The sequence below is a fragment of the Wocania arenilitoris genome (assembly GCF_021728535.1).
Lineage (GTDB): Bacteria > Bacteroidota > Bacteroidia > Flavobacteriales > Flavobacteriaceae > Wocania_A > Wocania_A arenilitoris.
Genome location: NZ_JAKKDU010000010.1, coordinates 1 through 18,124 on the forward strand (window position 1 = coordinate 1; position 18,124 = coordinate 18,124).

The following is an 18,124-nucleotide window of genomic DNA, read 5'->3' on the forward strand; positions in this document are numbered from 1 at the left end:
TTATAATTGCATATTTGAAAAACCAAGGAAAACAAAAAGAGTATAAACAGATTCACTCAAGCCAGTTAAGGTTATTTGAGTAATTCTGATACCTCGTCAGCTTGCTGCGGGGTAGTTCATTTTTCTATTTGATTTTTTTTCTCTCAAAATGGAGTTTTAATCAAATGTGGCTAATTTATTATTATGCTTAAAAAATTGTACGGATTGCTTATACTACTAGGGATTGAAACACATAGGTTTTTTCGCATATTGAAAGCCTACTGCGTTAAAAAAAATAGTTATTTAACAAGGCTAATAAAACACAATAGATTTTGAAATTATTTCAATAAGAATTCCTTTAATTCGTCGTAACTTGAAATTACTATAGATTTTTTTTCTTTACCCATAACAGATTGAATTTGCTTAGGTAATGGCTGTTCTTTTTTTATAACTTCCTCAACCACATCTAAAAACTTAGTTGGATGAGCAGTTTCTAAAAACACACAATGCGCATTTGGGTTGTCTTTTAAATAGGTTTTACAGCCTAAATAGCCGACAGCACCGTGCGGATCTGCAACATAACTATAACTATTGTAAATTTCAAGCATGGCTTTTTTGGTTTCATCATCAGAAAAACTATATGAAGATAAATTTTCTTTTAGTGTTTCAAAATTGTTTTTATAGATTTCTTCAATACGAATAAAATTACTTGGCGCACCAACATCCATAGCATTACTGATAGTTTGAACAGATTGTTTTGGCTCGTATAACTGCGATATGAGATAACGCGTTACCACATTATTGGCATTATTTGAAGCTACAAAATGTTTTATTGGCAAGCCTAATTGTTGTGCCATCATGCCTGCGCAAATATTACCGAAGTTGCCACTAGGAACTGAGAATACAATATTGTTGTATTGTTTATACAACTGTTTGTAGGCAAACATAAAGTAGAATAACTGAGGCAGCCAGCGTGCTACATTTATAGAATTTGCTGATGTTAATTGCATTTGGTTTGTTAGTTCCTCATCTAAAAAAGCCGTTTTAACCATGGCTTGACAATCATCAAATGTACCATTAACTTCTAAAGCAGTAATGTTTTGTCCGAGTGTTGTTAATTGCTTTTCTTGAATGTCACTCACTTTTCCGCTAGGGTAGAGTATCACTACATTCACACCCTTTACACCTAAAAAACCATTAGCTACAGCACCACCAGTATCTCCAGAAGTAGCTACTAACACAGTTACCTCTTTATCATTATTTTGATTAAAATACCCCAAACAGCGAGCCATAAAACGTGCACCAACATCTTTAAAAGCCATTGTTGGTCCGTGAAATAACTCCAATGTAGAAATGTTTTTATTTAATTTTACAACAGGAAAATTAAAAGACAATGTATCGTTAACAATATTTTTTAAAACATCTTCTGGAATTTCAGGGCTTACAAACTGTTTAATTGTTTCAAAAGCAATCTCTGTATGTGATAATTTATCAATATCATTAAAAAATGATTTTGGTAAAGGCTTAATTTTTTCTGGAAAATACAAGCCTTTATCTGGTGCTAATCCTTTTATAACAGCATCTTTAAAAGATGTGTTTGGTGCTACTTTATTAAGTGAGTAATAATTCATTATTAAGATTAGTTCAAAATTTTGATTCCTTCAGTATTTATTTTAGATACATAAATATCAAATTTAATTCCTGTTTTAGAGTAGATATTTTTAATTGCATCTTTTACATTGTTAGCACTTTCTAATCCTTCACATAAAGAAAATATTGAAGGCCCAGACCCAGAAATACCTGTTCCTAAAGCACCAGCTTTTATGGCTGCCGTTTTAACATCATTATAATTAGGAATGAGCTTACTTCTGTGAGGTTCAACAATTGAATCGTGTAAAGATCTTTTAATTAATTGATAATCGCTGGTGTGCAAACCATGTATTAAACTTCCAAAATTGCTCCATTGCTCTATGGCATCTTGAAGATTAACTTGGTTTGGAAGAATAGCTCTAGCCTCAGCCGTTTTTATTTCGATTTGCGGATGAATAATGGTAGCATATAAATTTTTGGGTACTGGAATTTGTAATATCTCAAGTGGCGACATGCTTTTAACTAGAGTAAAGCCACCAAAAATAGCTGGTGCTAAATTATCGGCATGCTCACATTTACTGGCTAAAGCTTCGCCTTTAATTGCAAACTCTACAAGTTGTGTTTTATTAAAAGGTCTGTCCAAAAGCTCATTTATTCCAAAAACACTACCTACAGCACTAGCAGCACTACTTCCAATGCCACTACCCGGTTTAATGTTTTTATATATTTCAATTTCAAAACCATAATCTAAGTCTAAAGTTTTGTACATAGCCAAAGCAGAAACCCCAGCTACATTTAATTCTGCTTCAATAGGTAAATCAAAACCTTCAATTTTAACTATAAAAATGCCTTTTTTATAGGTTTTTTTAATGCACATCTCATCACCGATTTCATTTAAGCAAAAGCCTAAAACATCAAAACCACAGGCTACATTGGCAACAGTTGCAGGAGAAAATATCTTTATTTGGTTCATTGCTTAGTTGTTTCCTATTCTTATTATATCTGCAAACAAACCAGATGCAGTAACGTCGGCACCAGCACCAGCTCCTTTAATAATCATAGGTTGTTCTGGGTAACGTTCTGTATAAAACATAACGATATTGTCGCTACCTTTTAAATTATAAAAGGGGTGTGCTACAGGTATTTCTTGTAAGCCAACACTCGCTTTTCCTGAATCAAATTCTGCGACATATTTTAATTGGCAATTATTTGTTTTCGCTGATGCGAATAAACCCTGATAATGTGCTTCATCTTCTATAAGTGTTTTATAGAAGTCATCAACAGTATTACTTTTTAATCCAGCTTCAGATAAAAATGGTTTATTTTCAATATCTTCTAAATTGATTTTCACTCCACTTTCACGAGCTAAAATTAATATTTTTCTAGCTACATCTACACCACTTAAATCAATTCTTGGATCTGGCTCAGTATAACCTTCTGCTTGAGCTTGTTTAACTACATCATGAAACTTAGTAGTCTCATTAAAATTATTAAAAACGAAATTTAAACTACCAGATAATACCGCTTGAATTGAAGTTATTTTATCGCCAGAAGCAATTAAATTATTTAAGGTGTCGATAATTGGTAAACCTGCGCCAACATTAGTTTCAAACAAGAAAGGAGCATTATATTTAAGCGATAATCGCTTTAATAAACTATAATTTTGATAATGATTTGAGCATGCTATTTTATTACATGCTACAACACCAATACTTTGTCTTAAATAGTTTTCATATAAATTGGCAACGTCTTTATTTGCTGTAACGTCAACAAAAATGCTATTGCGTAAGTTTAGTGCTTTAATTTTTTCAAAAAAGCCATGTAATGATGCTTTTTCTCCTTCTGCTAGTTTTTCTTTCCAAGTTTTTAAATCAATCCCTTGGTCATTAAAAATCATGGTTTTTGAATTAGACAAACCAATGATTCTTAAATTAATTTTAAGATTTTCTTTTAGGTAATTTTTTTGTTGCTTAATTTGTTCGACTAAACGTTCGCCAACATTGCCAACACCTGTAATAAATACATTGAGTTGTTTTGTTTGTGTTTCAAAAAACTGTTCGTGTAATGTATTTAAAGCCTTTTTTACATCGTTACTTGCTATTACTGCTGAAATATTTTTTTCTGAAGCACCTTGAGCAATAGCTCGAATATTAATATTGTTTTTACCCAAACTACTAAACATTTTTCCGCTTATGCCTTGGTGATTTTTCATGTTATCACCAACAAGAGCAATAATAGATAATCCCGTTTCAACAATAATAGGGTCTATCTTTTTAAGTGCAATTTCATTTTCAAAAGCACTATCAATGGCAATTTTAGCAGCATGACTATCGCTTTCATCAATTCCTAAACAAATAGAATGTTCTGATGATGCTTGTGTAATTAAAATGATGTTTATTTTTTCTTGCGATAAGGTTTCAAATAAACGTTTAGAAAAACCAGGAATACCAACCATACCACTACCTTGAAGTGTAAGCAACGCAACATTGCTTATATTGCTAATACCCTTTACCGGACGTGTTGCGTTAGACGCATTATTAGAAATTACGGTTCCAACAGCTTCTGGCTGTAACGTATTTTTAATATGAATTGGAATATTTAAATCTAATACAGGTTGTACTGTTGGAGGATACAAAACTTTTGCCCCAAAATGTGATAGCTCCATAGCTTCCTGATACGAAATTTTTTCAATAGGGTAGGCTTGCCTAACTAGTTTAGGGTTGGTTGTAAACATGCCGCTAACATCTGTCCAGATTTCTAATTGTTTTACATTTAAAGCCGCAGCTACGATTGCTGCAGTAAAATCAGATCCTCCACGACCAAGGGTTGTTTGTTCTCCTAAATTAGAATTTGCTACAAAACCAGGAAGTATAGTAATTTGCTGGCTAGCTGATTTAAAATAACCCTTAATATTAGAGTTTGTTATATTGAAATCTACTTCTGCCTTAGTAAAATTTGAGTTAGTAATTATTAAGTGTTGTGAGTTTTTTTGTCTAGCTGATAAACCTCTATTTTTCATGGTTTTAGCAATAATAAACGAAGATAAAGATTCGCCAAAACTTACTAATTTGTCTGATGTTTTTGGAGACAGCTCATTAATCAAATAAATACCATCTAACAAGCTTTTAAGTGTTTTTAATTGCTCATTAACATCAACTAAAATATCTTTGCTCTTGTTAGGGTTTAGTTCATTTATAATGTCTAAATGAATCTCTTTTATAGTATTAAATGTGTTTAAAAAATTAGTGTCTTTATTTTGTGCTTGGGTACCAGCAAGTAATAATTTATCTGTAATACCCCCAACAGCCGAAACAACACATATTACGGTGTCTTCTTTTGAATAATTATCTAAAATATGTATAACACTATTTATGTTTTTTGAAGAACCTACAGATGTTCCTCCAAATTTTAAAACCTTCATTTTTAATGAATTAGTACTTTTAATAAATTATTTAAAAAAATGTAATTATAAAAATTACAAAGATAAACCGAAGAGAATATAATTAACAACCCCAAAGGGTAATTGTAGTTGTAACAAAAATAGTAGTAGTTACTTTTGTAGAAAAAGAAAGTGAGTTAAAGCTATTTTGACTTAAAAGAATCATTATATTCATAAATAATACAAGTCAAAAGTATTATTTTTAACTCAATAAAAAAACAAATTGTGTTTTTTTGCAGTATTCTTACGAAGCCTTTCTTTTTCCAAAAGAATAACGATAAAACATATTAAGAATTGAAAAAATGATAATTAGTAAATGAAAATATTTTCAAAAGAACAAATATATGAAGGTGATAAGCTAACTGCCGAACGCCAAAATATTTCCTCTACAGAACTCATGGAGCGTGCAGGAAATCAAATTTTTAATTGGATGCATATGCGTATGCAAGGAGCCCAAGTGCCCGTACACGTTTTTTGTGGTATTGGCAATAATGGAGGTGATGGTTTGGTTATTGCACGACATTTGGTAACGCATGGTTATGATGTTAAAACTTATATTGTTAATTGTAGTGATAAACGCTCAAAGGACTTTTTAGTGAATTACGATAGAATAAAAAATGTTACTAAAAAATGGCCAATATTATTGAGTTGTACTGAAGATTTTCCTGAAATACATCAAGACGATATTATAGTTGACGCTGTTTTTGGAATTGGCTTAAATCGACCTGTAGATACATGGGTTAAAGCTTTATTTGTACATTTTAGAATCACTAAGGCTTTTACACTTTCTGTCGATATTCCTTCTGGTTTAAGCACAGATAAAATTCCTACTGATTCAGATGCTGTGGTATGGGCAGGATTTACATTAAGTTTTGCATCTCCAAAATTGGTATTCTTTTTACCAGAAACAGCAAAATATACGGTACAATGGGAAGTATTGGATATAGGTTTAGATCAAGAATTTTTATATACCACAGAAACTGAAGTGGATTTAATCGGCAAGCACGAAGTACTGCCGATATATATTCCGAGAGAAAAATTTTCACATAAAGGACAGTTTGGACATACGCTTATAATTGGAGGAAGCTATGGTAAAATTGGAGCTGTTACTTTAGCTAGCAGAGCTGCTTTATCGGCTGGTGCCGGATTAGTAAGTGCATTTATTCCCAAATGTGGTTATCATGCATTGCAAGCTTCTTTTCCAGAGGCTATGGTTATTACAGATGTAAATGAAGATCTGATTTCTAAAATCGATTTCAAAATAGCACCAACTGTTATTGGTTTTGGTGTTGGCGTTGGTACAAATACTAAAACTGTAAATGCCTTTGAAGCATTTTTAAAAAATAACAACATTCCATTAGTTATAGACGCTGATGGAATTAATATATTATCTAAAAAGAAAGCCTTATTAAAATTATTACCAGAATCAACTGTTTTAACACCACATCCTAAAGAATTAGAGCGTTTAATTGGTAAGTGGAAAGACGATTTTGATAAACTTAAAAAAGTAAAGGCTTTTTCCAAAAAACACAATGCTATAGTGGTTATAAAAGGAGCAAATACTATAACTGTTTTTCAAGACAAATTATATGTAAATACTACAGGAAACCCGGGTTTAGCAACTGCTGGTAGTGGAGATGTTTTAACGGGAATTATTACCGGATTAATTTCTCAAGGTTATAATCCATTAGCTGCTACTATTTTCGGTGTGTATTTACATGGCAAATCTGCCGATATTGCTGTTGAATATTTTGGTTATCAAAGCTTAATTTCAAGTCATGTTATCGATTATTTAGGTGAAGCTTTTATAGATTTGTTTAAGCAGCCTGAGCAACCGCCACAAGAACATGATGAGGAAGATAACTCAAATCAATAATTGTAATAAATTATGTGAATTAAATACTTAATTCCACAAATAGTTCTTTTATAGACGCGCTAGATGGTCTCGGTGCATCTGGAGTTACTATATTGCCGTTTGGGTCTATTAATAAAAATCTTGGAATGCCTTTAATCTTGTAGTCTTGTACAAATTGAGATTGCCAGCCATTTGGTGCTAATATTTGAATACCTCCTAACTCTTTTTCTGCAATCATTTTTTTCCAACCTTCTTTCGCTCTGGCAAATGATTCTTCTTTGGTACCTGCTTTATAACCTCTACCGTCATCAATAGAAAGACTAACAAACTGAATGTTTTTGTTATGATATTCTTTTTCTAAAGCTTTTAAATAGGGGATTTCAGCTATACATGGACCACACCAAGTAGCCCAAACATCAATATATACATATTTTCCTTTTAAATCTGAAAGCGAAGTTGTTGTGCCATCAATGTTTTCATAGTTTTTAAATATAGGTGAAGGCGATCCTTTTGGTAATTCTTCTTTTAAAGCAATGGATTTGCTTAAGTACCTTTTGTAAAAATTCAACATAGGGTCAATCTCATTTTTTCCTTTGTTAATTATTGAAGAATCAATTTGAGGATTAGAATTATAAAACTTGGTTAATTCGTCTTTTATGTCGTCTATTTCAGCTTCTAAACCAGCCATGTTTAGTTTAGATAATACATCCACATTTAATAATTTTTCTTGTAATAAAGCTTTTTCAGCTAAAAAATTACTGTGTTCAGAACCTGTACCAGTATATTTTACAGATTCACCAAATGCTTTGGTGTCAATTGTAACTTTTAAATCGAATCCGTTTTTTAAGAAAACAAGTGTTGATTCATTTCCATCATAAAGGAGATATAGGCCTGTTTCTACTTTTAATGTGTCTTTAAAAGAGCCATCTTCACTTACTTGTATAGCTTTTGAATAAGTTCTGTTTTTTACAACTAAAGAGTCGCTGTTTTTATCTGTTATTATCCCTGATAACGTTACATAGTCTTTAGGTTCTTCTTTACAAGCTATTGCCATAACAAATACACAGCATAAAATAAATAGTTTTTTCATTTTTATAATTTTTGTTAATGCAAAAATAGCCTTTACATATACTATAGTTTCAGCATTAACATTTATTTAAGAGGTTTAAAGGGTTTATAACTTATGAGTTAACTTTTTATAATCAACAATTTCTGGAATAATATTTAATGCAAACAATTCTTTTTGAACATTGTTAAGAGTTTTTTTGCTTATAAGTTCTTGAGACCACTCTGTTAAACTTAGCCATTCTTGTACATCTTCAAGTTTTTGCTCGTAACGATTTGCTATGGTTTTATCTATGCTTGGTATGTTTTTAAATTCTTTTGTTGTGCTATTGATGATTTTTAAAATGGTTTTAATATCTTCTTTATTTGATTTTATAAAATCTTCTCTTACAGCAATAACAAAACAAGGCCACGGCGAAGGGCAATTACCAATACGCCTAAAAGTATTATTATCAACCAAAGGCTTGGTGGTAAATTTTTCCCATAAAAAATAATCAGCTTTTTGGTTTGTTAAGCCTTCAACAGCTCCGTCTAGATTTTTTATCACTTCAAAATTTAAATCTTTATCTAAATCCCAATTATTGTTTTGTGCATTTATGTATGCCATTAAATGAGATCCAGAGCCGTATCTGCTAATTGCAGCTTTTTTGCATTGTAAATCTTTAATGGTTTTATATGATGAATTGTAAGCTACATGAACACCCCAAATTAATGGTGTTTGAACAAAAGTTTGTACAATTTTACTTGGGTTTCCGTCTATAATATCTTTTACAATCCCTTCGGTAAGAATAACTGCAATATCAATTTCTTTTGCTCTTAGTGCTTTGCACATAGCGCCTGTACCACCATAATAATCATGCCAACGCAGGTTAATATTTTCTTTTTTGTATTCACCATCTTTTAAAGTTAGGTACCACGATAAATTAAAATGTTCGGGTACACCTCCAATGTTTATTTGTTTCATCAATGCTAATCTTTTTCTATATTCTTTCTAAAGTGTAATCAATTAGGTCTTCTATTATTTTTTTTGGATTTTCACTAAACGTCCCACTAGCTCTATTGGCAATTATAGCATTTAATGAAAGAGCATCATGCCCTAATAATTTAGATAATCCATAAATAGCTGATGTCTCCATCTCAAAATTAGTAATGCATACTCCATTAAAATTAAAAGCATCTATTTTGGTGTTTAAGTTTTCATCTTGTAAGGGTAAACGCAAAACGCGTCCTTGCGGACCATAAAACCCACCGGCTGTAGCTGTTAAACCAGAGCAAGTTTGCTTACTTTTAAAACGTTTTTCTAATGTTTTACTGTTTTTTACAACAATGGGGCGTGCTTTTAATGGCGACCAATTAGTTTGTTGTATAAAGGCGTCTTCTAGTTTTGAATCGCTAATAGATTGAATTTGGTAGGAGTGAAGCATGCCATTAAGATCTAAACCATGTGTACTTAATACAAATGAATCTACAGGAATGTTACTTTGCAACGAACCCGATGTTCCTATTCTAACAATATCTAAACTTGTAAGTGTTTCTTTTGGCTTTCTTGTTTTTAAATCAATATTAACTAAAGCGTCTAATTCATTTAACACAATATCAATATTATCTGGACCAATACCTGTAGAAATAACTGTTATGCATTTACCTTTATAAGTTCCTGTTTGTGTTTTAAACTCACGTTTTTGAGTTTTAAACACAATAGTATCAAAATGCTTGGTTACTTTTTCAACACGGTCTTGGTCGCCAACGCATATAATTGTGTTTGAAATGTTTTCAGGTTTTAAATTAAGATGATAAATACTACCATCAGGATTTAAAATGAGTTCGGAGTTTTTAATACGCATTTGAAATGGTTTTTACAAGCTTGTTTTCTGCGCTATTAAATTGAAAATTGAATTTATTTACACCACCAAAAACCATATTATTATGTAATTCGCTTGAAAAATTATGTGTTCCTAAAAGTGCTTCGTGTCCTTTACGATTAAGTGTTATGCCTTCAGCTTTTTCATTAAAAAAGATATTTAGCTCTTCAATAATTCTACTTAATTGCAGATCTCCGTAACCATAATAGCCTTGGTAATTAATAGCATAGCCTAATAGATGATTTTTCGATTTAATAGTATTATCCTTAATGATTTCTAAAATATTTCGCTCTAAAATATTTAAACCACTTTTATGATCTGGAAATCGCTCTAAATGTGCTTTTAAGCAATTACTTAAATACTTAAATGTTGAGCTTTTAATAATGTAAGGCTTAAACAAATTGTGGTCTTTACCACAATATATACCCCAAAGTGTTACAACTAGTTGAATATCGTCTGGCTTTAGTTTTACCTTATTTTTATAATGATTTAGAAGTTGTTCTGTGGTAAGTTCAGATAAACCTTTTAAGTTTTTTTCACCCGGAATTCTACCACTGCAAACCAAATAAATAGGGAGTTCTATTTTTTGTTGTTGTATCATGCTAATAACAGCCATCATGTTTATATGGCAAAATAAATCATACTCAAACCAAAGAACAATTTCAGAGTATTTTTCAGGGTTATTTAACTTATTTAACTCTTTTTTTAACTCGTCAATATCTAATTCAATATCATAAAAATCTTTTAAAAATGTTGTCCTTAGGTTTAAAAAGGCATCGCTACCAACAACAGATTGTGTTGATCCTTCGCAAAGCATTTCTTGCCACGTAAGTTTTTCTCCAGTAATATCTAGTTCATTTAAATAATCTGTTAAACTATCTCCATTGGTAATATGTAATGTTTTCTTAGCCATAAGTTATCCACCAACACGTTTTACTTTAAATCCTTTATCTCTTAATATTATCATAATCTTATCTCGGTAATCTCCTTGAATAATAATTTTATCGTCTTTAAAACTTCCGCCAACGCTAAGTGTTTTTTTTATGTCTTTTGCAAGCGTTTTAAAATCTTTATTTGCACCAGTGTATCCTTCTAAAATAGTAATTGGTTTTCCTTTGCGTTTTTCATATTTACAAATTATAGGTTCTTCTTGAATCCACAAATTATCTATTTCTTTAGAGTTTAATTCATTTTCCAATTCTTCAGAAATATGGTCTGGAAATAAATTTTTTAATTGATCTTGTAAATCCATGTTTTCAGTATGCAGTCTTTAGAGTTTTCAGTAAGCAGTTAAAAAACACGCAAAAATAAGCAACTGCTTACTGCCAACTGTTGACTGTTCTCTTATTTTTTTATTAGTCCAAGTTCAATTAAACGCTCATTTAAAAATTCACCAGCAGTAATATCATCGAAAGCTTTTGGGTTTTTTTCGTTAATGCAACCTTTTAAAGCATTTAATTTCATTTCGCTTATTGGATGCATAAAAAATGGAATAGAATACCGCGATGTTCCCCAAAGTTTCTTTGGCGGATTTATAACACGGTGTATGGTTGATTTTAATTTATTATTAGTATGTCTAGATAGCATATCGCCAACATTTATCATAAGTTCATCAGGTTCAGCAATGGCATCAATCCATTCGCCTTTATGGCTTTGTACTTGTAGTCCACGACCTTGAGCTCCCATTAAAAGTGTTATTAAATTAATATCGCCGTGTGCTGCTGCACGAACTGCTTCTTTGGGTTCTTTTGTAATTGGTGGATAATGTATGGGCCTTAAAATAGAATTTCCGTTATGTATGTAAGCATCAAAATAAGTTTCATTTAAACCAAGGTGTAATGCTAAAGCACGCAGCACATATTTTGCAGTTTTTTCAAGCATTTTGTATGCTTCTTTGCCAACAGCATTAAAATTTGGTAGTTCGCTAACGATTACATTCTTGGGGTATTCATCTTCCAATTTTGGGTTGTTTTCAACATATTGTCCAAAGTGCCAAAACTCTTTTAAATCAGCTTCTTTTTTACCTTTAGCACTTTCTTTTCCAAACGATACATAACCACGTTGCCCACCAATTCCTGGAATTTCATATTTTTGTTTAGTTTCTGTTGGCAAATTAAAAAATTTTTTTACTTCGGTGTATAAATCGCCTACTAATTTATCATCTAGAAAATGTCCTTTTAATGCAACAAAACCTATCTCTTCGTAAGCCTTCCCAATAGCATTAACAAAATTTTGTTTTCTAGTTGGATTATTGGAAATAAAGTCATTTAAATTAACACTAGGTATGCTACTCATAAGAATAATTTAAAATTGAAAGTAATACAAATGTACAAAAACATTAGAAATTTTTTAGGCCATAATTTACAAGTAACTTTTCAGTTGATATATTCATTTTATGCTATATTTGATAAAATTTGACACACTAGTTTTATGAGTCACTCCACATCTTTGTTTAATATGGATTATAATATTAAAAGCCTTGATGCTACAGCATTACTAGAACTTTATAAAAACATGCTCAAGCCAAGAATGATTGAAGAAAAAATGCTTATTCTGCTCCGTCAAGGAAAGATTAGCAAGTGGTTTTCTGGCATTGGGCAAGAGGCTATTTCTGTTGGTGTTACAATGGCAATGCATAAAGAAGAATATATCCTGCCAATGCATAGAAACCTTGGCGTTTTTACTACTCGTAAAATCCCTTTAAATAGATTATTTGGTCAATGGCAAGGAAAAGCATCAGGTTTTACTAAAGGTAGAGATCGCTCGTTTCACTTTGGTACGCAAGAATATAAAATTGTTGGGATGATTTCTCACTTGGGGCCACAATTAGGGGTTGCTGACGGCATTGCACTGGCAAGTATTTTAAAAAACAAAAGTCAAGTAACAGCAGTTTTTACAGGAGAAGGAGGTACTAGCGAAGGCGATTTTCATGAAGCTTTAAATGTGGCTTCGGTGTGGCGTTTACCTGTTATGTTTTGTGTAGAAAATAATGGTTATGGTTTATCTACACCTACAAATGAGCAATATAATTGTAAAAATATTGCAGACAAAGCTTTAGGTTATGGTATGGAATCTCATATTATTGATGGTAATAATATTGTTGACGTTTTTACAAAAGTTAGTAAAATAACCGAAAGTATAAGAAATAAACCAAGACCCGCTTTAATAGAGTTTAAAACCTTTAGAATGCGAGGACATGAAGAAGCTAGTGGCACAAAATATGTTCCGCAAGACCTTTTGGATGGATGGGCTAAAAAAGATCCTGTTATAAATTTTCAATCGTTTTTAAAAAATGAAGGATTGCTAAATGAAGCTGAAGAAGTTGAAATAAAAGAAACTATTTTAGCAGAAATTAATGAGAATTTAGATATCGCCAATAAAGAAGATATTATTAAACCAAATGAAACTAACGAGTTAAATGATGTTTTTCAAGAATTTGAATATGAAGAAGTTAATGTTTTTTCAGAAAGTAAAGAAATTCGTTTTATAGATGCTATTTCTGATGGATTAAAACAAAGTATGCAAAAGCATAACGATTTAGTGATAATGGGACAAGACATTGCCGAATACGGTGGCGTTTTTAAAATCACAGATGGTTTTGTTGAAGCTTTCGGAAAAGAAAGAGTAAGAAACACACCTATCTGCGAATCTGCTATTGTAGAAACTGCCATGGGACTTTCTATAACAGGGATTAAAAGCGTTGTAGAAATGCAATTTGCAGATTTTGTAACGTCTGGATTTAATCCTGTGGTTAATTATTTGGCTAAATCGTATTACAGATGGAACCAAAATGCAGATGTAGTTTTAAGAATGCCTTGTGGCGGAGGAGTTGCTGCTGGTCCGTTTCACTCACAAACAAACGAAGCTTGGTTTACTAAAACACCAGGCTTAAAAGTGGTTTATCCAGCATTTCCGTATGATGCCAAAGGCTTATTGGCAACAGCTATAAACGATCCTAACCCTGTGCTATTCTTCGAGCACAAAGGTTTGTATAGAAGCATCCGACAAGATGTCCCTGAAGATTATTACACCTTGCCTTTTGGTAAAGCCTCAACTATAAAAAAAGGGGATGATGTAACTATTATAGCTTATGGGGCTGCAGTACATTGGGCGTTAGAAACTTTAGATAATAACCCATCTATAAATGCTGATTTAATTGACTTGAGAACTCTTCAACCTTTAGACACTCAAACAATCTATACCTCGGTAAAAAAGACAGGAAAAGCCATTATACTTGCTGAAGATTCTTTATTTGGAAGTATTACTAGCGATATTTCAGCATTACTTATGGAGCATTGCTTTGAATATTTAGACGCTCCGATAAAACGTGTTGCTAGTTTAGAAACTCCTATTCCGTTTGCCAGTCAATTAGAACAGCAATACCTTCCAAAACATAGATTTGAAAAAGAATTAAAATTATTGCTTGATTATTAATTTGCTAAAATGAAAAGACGTCATTTTATTAAGAATACTGTTTTAGGCACAACAGCTTCCATATTAGCTTCAGATATTGTTTTTTCATCTGCAATTCCAAGTGGTTATGTGCCCATTGCTTTTCAAGAACCCGATCCTTACACATTGTTTGGGAAAGATAAAGAAATGACCTCTTTAAATAATAAACCTTGGAATATTGAAGCCAAAGCACATTTATTAGATGATAAAATTACACCTAATAAATACATGTTTATTAGAAATAATGGTATTATTCCTAAAAATATTGATGTATCAAAATGGGTATTAACTATTGATGGTGAATCGGTTACAAAATCTAAATCCTATTCGCTAGCAGATTTAAAAGCAAAGTTTAAACAGAATACGTATCAATTAACATTAGAATGTGGTGGAAATGGAAGAAGTGAATTTAATCCACCTGCTAAAGGAAATCAATGGACAACTGGTGCTGTATCTTGTGCAGAATGGACAGGTATAAGGCTGAAAGATATTCTTGAAGATGTTGGTATTAAAAGTAATGCCGTTTATATAGGGTATCATGCTGCAGACACGCATTTAAGTGGCGACCCAGAAAAAGAGCCTATTTCTCGTGGTGTACCTATGCATAAAGCATTACAAGATGAAACGCTTTTGGCTTTTGAAATGAATGGAGAAGATATTCCTTTGGCTCATGGTTATCCACTACGTTTGGTTGTAGGTGGTTGGCCTGCATCGGCATCAGGAAAATGGGTAAATAGAATTAGCGTTAGAAATAAAATACACGATGGCACTAAAATGAAAGCACCTGCATATCGTGTACCTTGTAAACCAGTTGCTCCTGGAGAAACAGTAAAAGATGAAGACATGTGTATCATTGAAAGTATGCCCGTCAAATCTTTAATTACTTACCCTAAAACTGGTGCGATGATTAAAAAAGGAAAACAATTAAACATTAGAGGGCATGCTTGGGCAGGAGAATTAGTTGTAAAAGCTATGGAATATTCTATAGATTTTGGTTCTACATGGAAATCATGTGATATAGAAAATCCAGTTAATCGTTTGGCGTGGCAACACTTTAAGGCTTCTGTAAACTTTCCTAAAAAAGGGTATTACGAAGTTTGGGCTCGAGCTACAGCTAGTAATGGTGTAAGTCAACCCATGTTAGTTCCTGGTTGGAATCCTAAAGGATATTTAAACAACGCCTGCCATAGAATTGCTGTAATAGTTAAGTAATGGATTATAAATTATTTACAAAACGAGTTAAACACATTTATAAGTATCTATTTGTTCTCTTTGCAGCTTTAACAATTGGCTCTAGTGGATTAATTTATAAAATATTAAACCCATCATTTTTATCGTTTTCTGAAGAAGATAATACAGAAACTTACACAAATGCTGAAGAATTTGATAACATTGAAAACAATATACATGTTGCTACTGGCTTTAAGGATGATGAAGGCTTGCAATTGGTAATAGCAAATTGTACGTCTTGCCATTCAGCACAATTAGTTACTCAAAACCGAGCTACGAAGGAAGGTTGGTTGAGTATTATACGATGGATGCAAGAAACACAAAACCTTTGGGACTTAGGTAATAATGAAGCCATTATAGTAGATTATTTGGCTAAAAATTACGCACCAGAAAAAAAGGGGAGAAGACAAGCATTACAGCAAATTGAATGGTATGATTTAGAAGATTAAGTATGAGTAATTATTTAGAGGTTTTTATTAGTACACTTTTAGGGACAATAGATTGGGTTTGGAAATCTATGAGTTTTCAAGTGCCTCTACAAAACAATTATTTTTGGGGCTTAATAGTTATTTCGCTTGTTGTTTGGTTATTAGAAATTGTGTTTCCGTGGCGCAAAAACCAGTCCATTTTTAGAAAAGATTTTTGGCTTGATGCGATTTACATGTTTTTCAACTTTTTCATTTTTGCCATTATTATTAGTGGTATTTATAAATGCTCAGAGTTGTTTTTTTTAGATATTGGTATTACGGTAAAATCTTTGGCAATTATTGATATAACAGTACTTCCTATGTGGAGTCAACTTTTAATTTTCTTTTTATTTCAAGATTTTGTGCAGTGGTTTACGCATGTTTTATTGCATCGGTATAATTTTTTGTGGAAATTTCATAAAGTACACCATTCGGTTAAAGAAATGGGTTTTGCGGCACATTTGCGCTACCACTGGATGGAAAATATTTTTTATAAACCTTTAAAAGTTTTGGTTGTGATGCTTTTAGGAGGTTTTGAACCTGAGCAAGCATTTATTATTCACTTTATAGCTATAAGTATTGGGCACTTAAATCATGCGAATATAAAATTGACATACGGACCTTTAAAGTACATTTTTAATAACCCAGTAATGCATTTATACCACCATGCGTTTAGTTTGCCAAAAGACAAAAAATATGGGGTTAACTTTGGTATTAGCTTAAGCATGTGGGATTACATTTTTAAAACCAACTATATCCCTGAAAAAAGCGGAACAATTGAATTGGGTTATTTAGACGATTCTAAAATGCCTAAAAACTTTTTTAGACAATTGCTTTATGGCTTTAAAAAGGGGGATTAATTAAGCGTTTTCGCAACCGCTTCAACTTCATCTAAAACACGCAATAAGTTACCACTCCAAAGCATTTCTATTTCATCCTCAGTATAACCACGTTTTACCAATTCTAGAGTTACATTAAAAGTTTCAGAAGCATCACTCCAACCTTCAATTCCGCCACCTCCATCAAAATCACTACTAATGCCAACATGTTTTAAGCCCATTTTTTTAACTAAATAATCTATGTGATCTACAAAATCTGTAACGCCAACATTTGGTGGAAGGTTTTCTGTTTTTTCTAATTTTTGCTTTCGGATTGATACCATCAAATCATAATATTCATAATATGCTTCTCGTTCTTCAGGACTAATTTTTCTCAAATCTTTACGGTCTACCCATTGTACTTGCATCGAGTCTAATATTTCTTGGGCCAATTTTGTTTCAATTGCTGAACGTTTTTCTACCTTTTCAGTATTTAAATAAGATTTAAATGCAACAGTTTGAACAACACCACCGTTTTGTTTCATCCATTCTAGTTGCTCATCATCTAAATTCCTACTATGATTACATAAAGCTCTCGCTGAAGAATGCGACGCAATAATTGGTGCTTTACTTAATTTAATCATTTGTCGCATGGATTCTTTTGAAGGATGCGAAACGTCAATCATCATACCCAAACGATTCATTTCCTTAATCACTTCTTTACCTAAATCGCTTAAGCCGTTGTGCAACCAAACATCATCAGTTTCACCTGTATTACTATCGCACAATTGACTATGTCCATTATGTGATAGCGACATATATCGAGCACCAAGATTATAAAATTTTTCAACATTTTTAATATCTAATCCAACAGGGTATCCGTTTTCAATCCCAATCATAGCTACCTTTTTACCAGATTTATTAATGCGTCTAACATCATCAGAAGTTGTAGCTAATTCAATATCATTTGGAGCCAATTCATTTACCAACTTATGGATGGCATTAAATTTAGACATGGCATTTTCATAAGCCTTTTTATAGCCTTCATCAGTTAAAGTATCTTGCCCAGTGTAAACAATAAACCAAGCCACATCTAAACCACCTGCTTTCATTTTTGGAAGATTGACTTGAGATGATAAATTTTGAGTATAGTTTATAGAATCCGTAAAATTCTTCACATTAATATCGCAATGCGTATCTAAAGTAATAACGCGTTCGTGAATTGCTTTTGCACGATCTTTTAAGGATAGCACTTCGGTGGTTTTTTCAGTGTTGTTTTTGCAAGCCATAAGCATAAATAATGTACAGAATAATAAATTATTTTTTTTCATTTTTTAGTTGTCTGTTATAAAAAGTGAAAGTACAAA

15 protein-coding genes are annotated in these 18,124 nt (G+C 32.0%); 5 read left to right on the forward strand and 10 right to left on the reverse strand.

Annotation, left to right across the window (positions count from 1 at the left end; translation table 11 throughout):
• Positions 1–317 precede the first annotated feature (317 nt).
• The 3 genes from thrC to thrA are packed head-to-tail and all read right to left on the reverse strand — an operon-like array spanning position 318 to position 4,990.
• Positions 318–1,610 carry a threonine synthase gene (gene thrC / locus L3X37_RS09395; protein WP_237239922.1) on the reverse strand — a complete coding sequence of 431 codons (1,293 nt, stop codon included), beginning with the start codon at positions 1,608–1,610 and terminating at the stop codon, positions 318–320.
• An 8-nt stretch (positions 1,611–1,618) separates the two neighbouring features.
• Entirely contained in the window at positions 1,619–2,542 is a 924-nt protein-coding gene (locus tag L3X37_RS09400; protein ID WP_237239923.1) for a homoserine kinase, read from the reverse strand.
• Between the two features lie 3 nt (positions 2,543–2,545).
• Positions 2,546–4,990, reverse strand: coding sequence for a bifunctional aspartate kinase/homoserine dehydrogenase I (gene thrA, locus L3X37_RS09405; protein ID WP_237239924.1), 2,445 nt, complete (start codon positions 4,988–4,990; stop codon positions 2,546–2,548).
• A gap of 334 nt (positions 4,991–5,324) precedes the next feature.
• Here thrA and L3X37_RS09410 point away from each other — a divergent pair, with 334 nt between their 5' ends.
• A complete protein-coding gene (locus L3X37_RS09410) occupies positions 5,325–6,884 on the forward strand; it encodes an NAD(P)H-hydrate dehydratase (protein WP_237239925.1) in 1,560 nt (519 codons plus the stop codon).
• 19 nt (positions 6,885–6,903) lie between these two features.
• Here L3X37_RS09410 and L3X37_RS09415 read toward each other — a convergent pair whose 3' ends face one another.
• The 6 genes from L3X37_RS09415 to L3X37_RS09440 form a co-directional block, all read right to left on the reverse strand.
• The gene (locus L3X37_RS09415) at positions 6,904–7,953 is read right to left on the reverse strand and encodes a TlpA family protein disulfide reductase (protein WP_237239926.1); all 1,050 of its coding nucleotides are present in this window, start codon (positions 7,951–7,953) and stop codon (positions 6,904–6,906) included.
• 84 nt (positions 7,954–8,037) lie between these two features.
• On the reverse strand, positions 8,038–8,892 hold the full coding sequence (locus L3X37_RS09420) for a substrate-binding domain-containing protein (protein WP_237239927.1): 855 nt from the start codon (positions 8,890–8,892) through the stop codon (positions 8,038–8,040).
• 16 nt (positions 8,893–8,908) lie between these two features.
• Complete coding sequence (locus L3X37_RS09425) at positions 8,909–9,772, reverse strand: nucleoside phosphorylase (protein ID WP_237239928.1); 864 nt, start codon at positions 9,770–9,772, stop codon at positions 8,909–8,911.
• The gene (locus tag L3X37_RS09430) at positions 9,762–10,703 is read right to left on the reverse strand and encodes a DUF1835 domain-containing protein (protein WP_237239929.1); all 942 of its coding nucleotides are present in this window, start codon (positions 10,701–10,703) and stop codon (positions 9,762–9,764) included. Before L3X37_RS09430 ends, L3X37_RS09425 begins: the two co-directional genes overlap by 11 nt.
• 3 nt (positions 10,704–10,706) lie before the next feature.
• Complete coding sequence (locus L3X37_RS09435; RefSeq protein WP_237239930.1) at positions 10,707–11,042, reverse strand: translation initiation factor; 336 nt, start codon at positions 11,040–11,042, stop codon at positions 10,707–10,709.
• Between the two features lie 92 nt (positions 11,043–11,134).
• Positions 11,135–12,085, reverse strand: coding sequence for an isopenicillin N synthase family dioxygenase (locus tag L3X37_RS09440; protein ID WP_237239931.1), 951 nt, complete (start codon positions 12,083–12,085; stop codon positions 11,135–11,137).
• 162 nt (positions 12,086–12,247) lie between these two features.
• Between L3X37_RS09440 and L3X37_RS09445 the strand changes: the two genes are divergently transcribed.
• From L3X37_RS09445 to L3X37_RS09460, 4 genes are read left to right on the forward strand one after another with little or no spacing between them, the layout of a single operon-like run.
• Positions 12,248–14,224, forward strand: a complete 1,977-nt coding sequence (locus L3X37_RS09445; protein WP_439654836.1) for an alpha-ketoacid dehydrogenase subunit alpha/beta — start codon at positions 12,248–12,250, stop codon at positions 14,222–14,224.
• Between the two features lie 9 nt (positions 14,225–14,233).
• Positions 14,234–15,454, forward strand: coding sequence for a sulfite oxidase (locus tag L3X37_RS09450; RefSeq protein WP_237239933.1), 1,221 nt, complete (start codon positions 14,234–14,236; stop codon positions 15,452–15,454).
• The gene (locus tag L3X37_RS09455; RefSeq protein ID WP_237239934.1) at positions 15,454–15,921 is read left to right on the forward strand and encodes a monoheme cytochrome C; all 468 of its coding nucleotides are present in this window, start codon (positions 15,454–15,456) and stop codon (positions 15,919–15,921) included. Before L3X37_RS09450 ends, L3X37_RS09455 begins: the two co-directional genes overlap by 1 nt.
• 2 nt (positions 15,922–15,923) lie before the next feature.
• A complete protein-coding gene (locus L3X37_RS09460; protein WP_237239935.1) occupies positions 15,924–16,799 on the forward strand; it encodes a sterol desaturase family protein in 876 nt (291 codons plus the stop codon).
• Here the strand turns inward: L3X37_RS09460 and L3X37_RS09465 are convergent.
• Positions 16,796–18,088: a dipeptidase gene (locus L3X37_RS09465; RefSeq protein WP_439654834.1), complete on the reverse strand. Its 1,293-nt coding sequence runs from the start codon at positions 18,086–18,088 to the stop codon at positions 16,796–16,798. The genes L3X37_RS09460 and L3X37_RS09465 overlap by 4 nt on opposite strands.
• Positions 18,089–18,124 lie beyond the last annotated feature (36 nt).

Coding starts and splice junctions, on each gene's coding strand:
- thrA (WP_237239924.1), bottom strand. CDS start 4,990: ATGAAGGTTTTAAAATTTGGAGGAACATCTGTAGGTTCTTCAAAAAAC.
- L3X37_RS09425 (WP_237239928.1), bottom strand. CDS start 9,772: ATGCGTATTAAAAACTCCGAACTCATTTTAAATCCTGATGGTAGTATT.
- L3X37_RS09460 (WP_237239935.1), top strand. CDS start 15,924: ATGAGTAATTATTTAGAGGTTTTTATTAGTACACTTTTAGGGACAATA.
- L3X37_RS09400 (WP_237239923.1), bottom strand. CDS start 2,542: ATGAACCAAATAAAGATATTTTCTCCTGCAACTGTTGCCAATGTAGCC.
- L3X37_RS09465 (WP_439654834.1), bottom strand. CDS start 18,088: ATGAAAAAAAATAATTTATTATTCTGTACATTATTTATGCTTATGGCT.
- L3X37_RS09455 (WP_237239934.1), top strand. CDS start 15,454: ATGGATTATAAATTATTTACAAAACGAGTTAAACACATTTATAAGTAT.
- L3X37_RS09435 (WP_237239930.1), bottom strand. CDS start 11,042: ATGGATTTACAAGATCAATTAAAAAATTTATTTCCAGACCATATTTCT.
- L3X37_RS09450 (WP_237239933.1), top strand. CDS start 14,234: ATGAAAAGACGTCATTTTATTAAGAATACTGTTTTAGGCACAACAGCT.
- L3X37_RS09440 (WP_237239931.1), bottom strand. CDS start 12,085: ATGAGTAGCATACCTAGTGTTAATTTAAATGACTTTATTTCCAATAAT.
- L3X37_RS09420 (WP_237239927.1), bottom strand. CDS start 8,892: ATGAAACAAATAAACATTGGAGGTGTACCCGAACATTTTAATTTATCG.
- L3X37_RS09430 (WP_237239929.1), bottom strand. CDS start 10,703: ATGGCTAAGAAAACATTACATATTACCAATGGAGATAGTTTAACAGAT.
- L3X37_RS09415 (WP_237239926.1), bottom strand. CDS start 7,953: ATGAAAAAACTATTTATTTTATGCTGTGTATTTGTTATGGCAATAGCT.
- L3X37_RS09445 (WP_439654836.1), top strand. CDS start 12,248: ATGGATTATAATATTAAAAGCCTTGATGCTACAGCATTACTAGAACTT.
- L3X37_RS09410 (WP_237239925.1), top strand. CDS start 5,325: ATGAAAATATTTTCAAAAGAACAAATATATGAAGGTGATAAGCTAACT.
- thrC (WP_237239922.1), bottom strand. CDS start 1,610: ATGAATTATTACTCACTTAATAAAGTAGCACCAAACACATCTTTTAAA.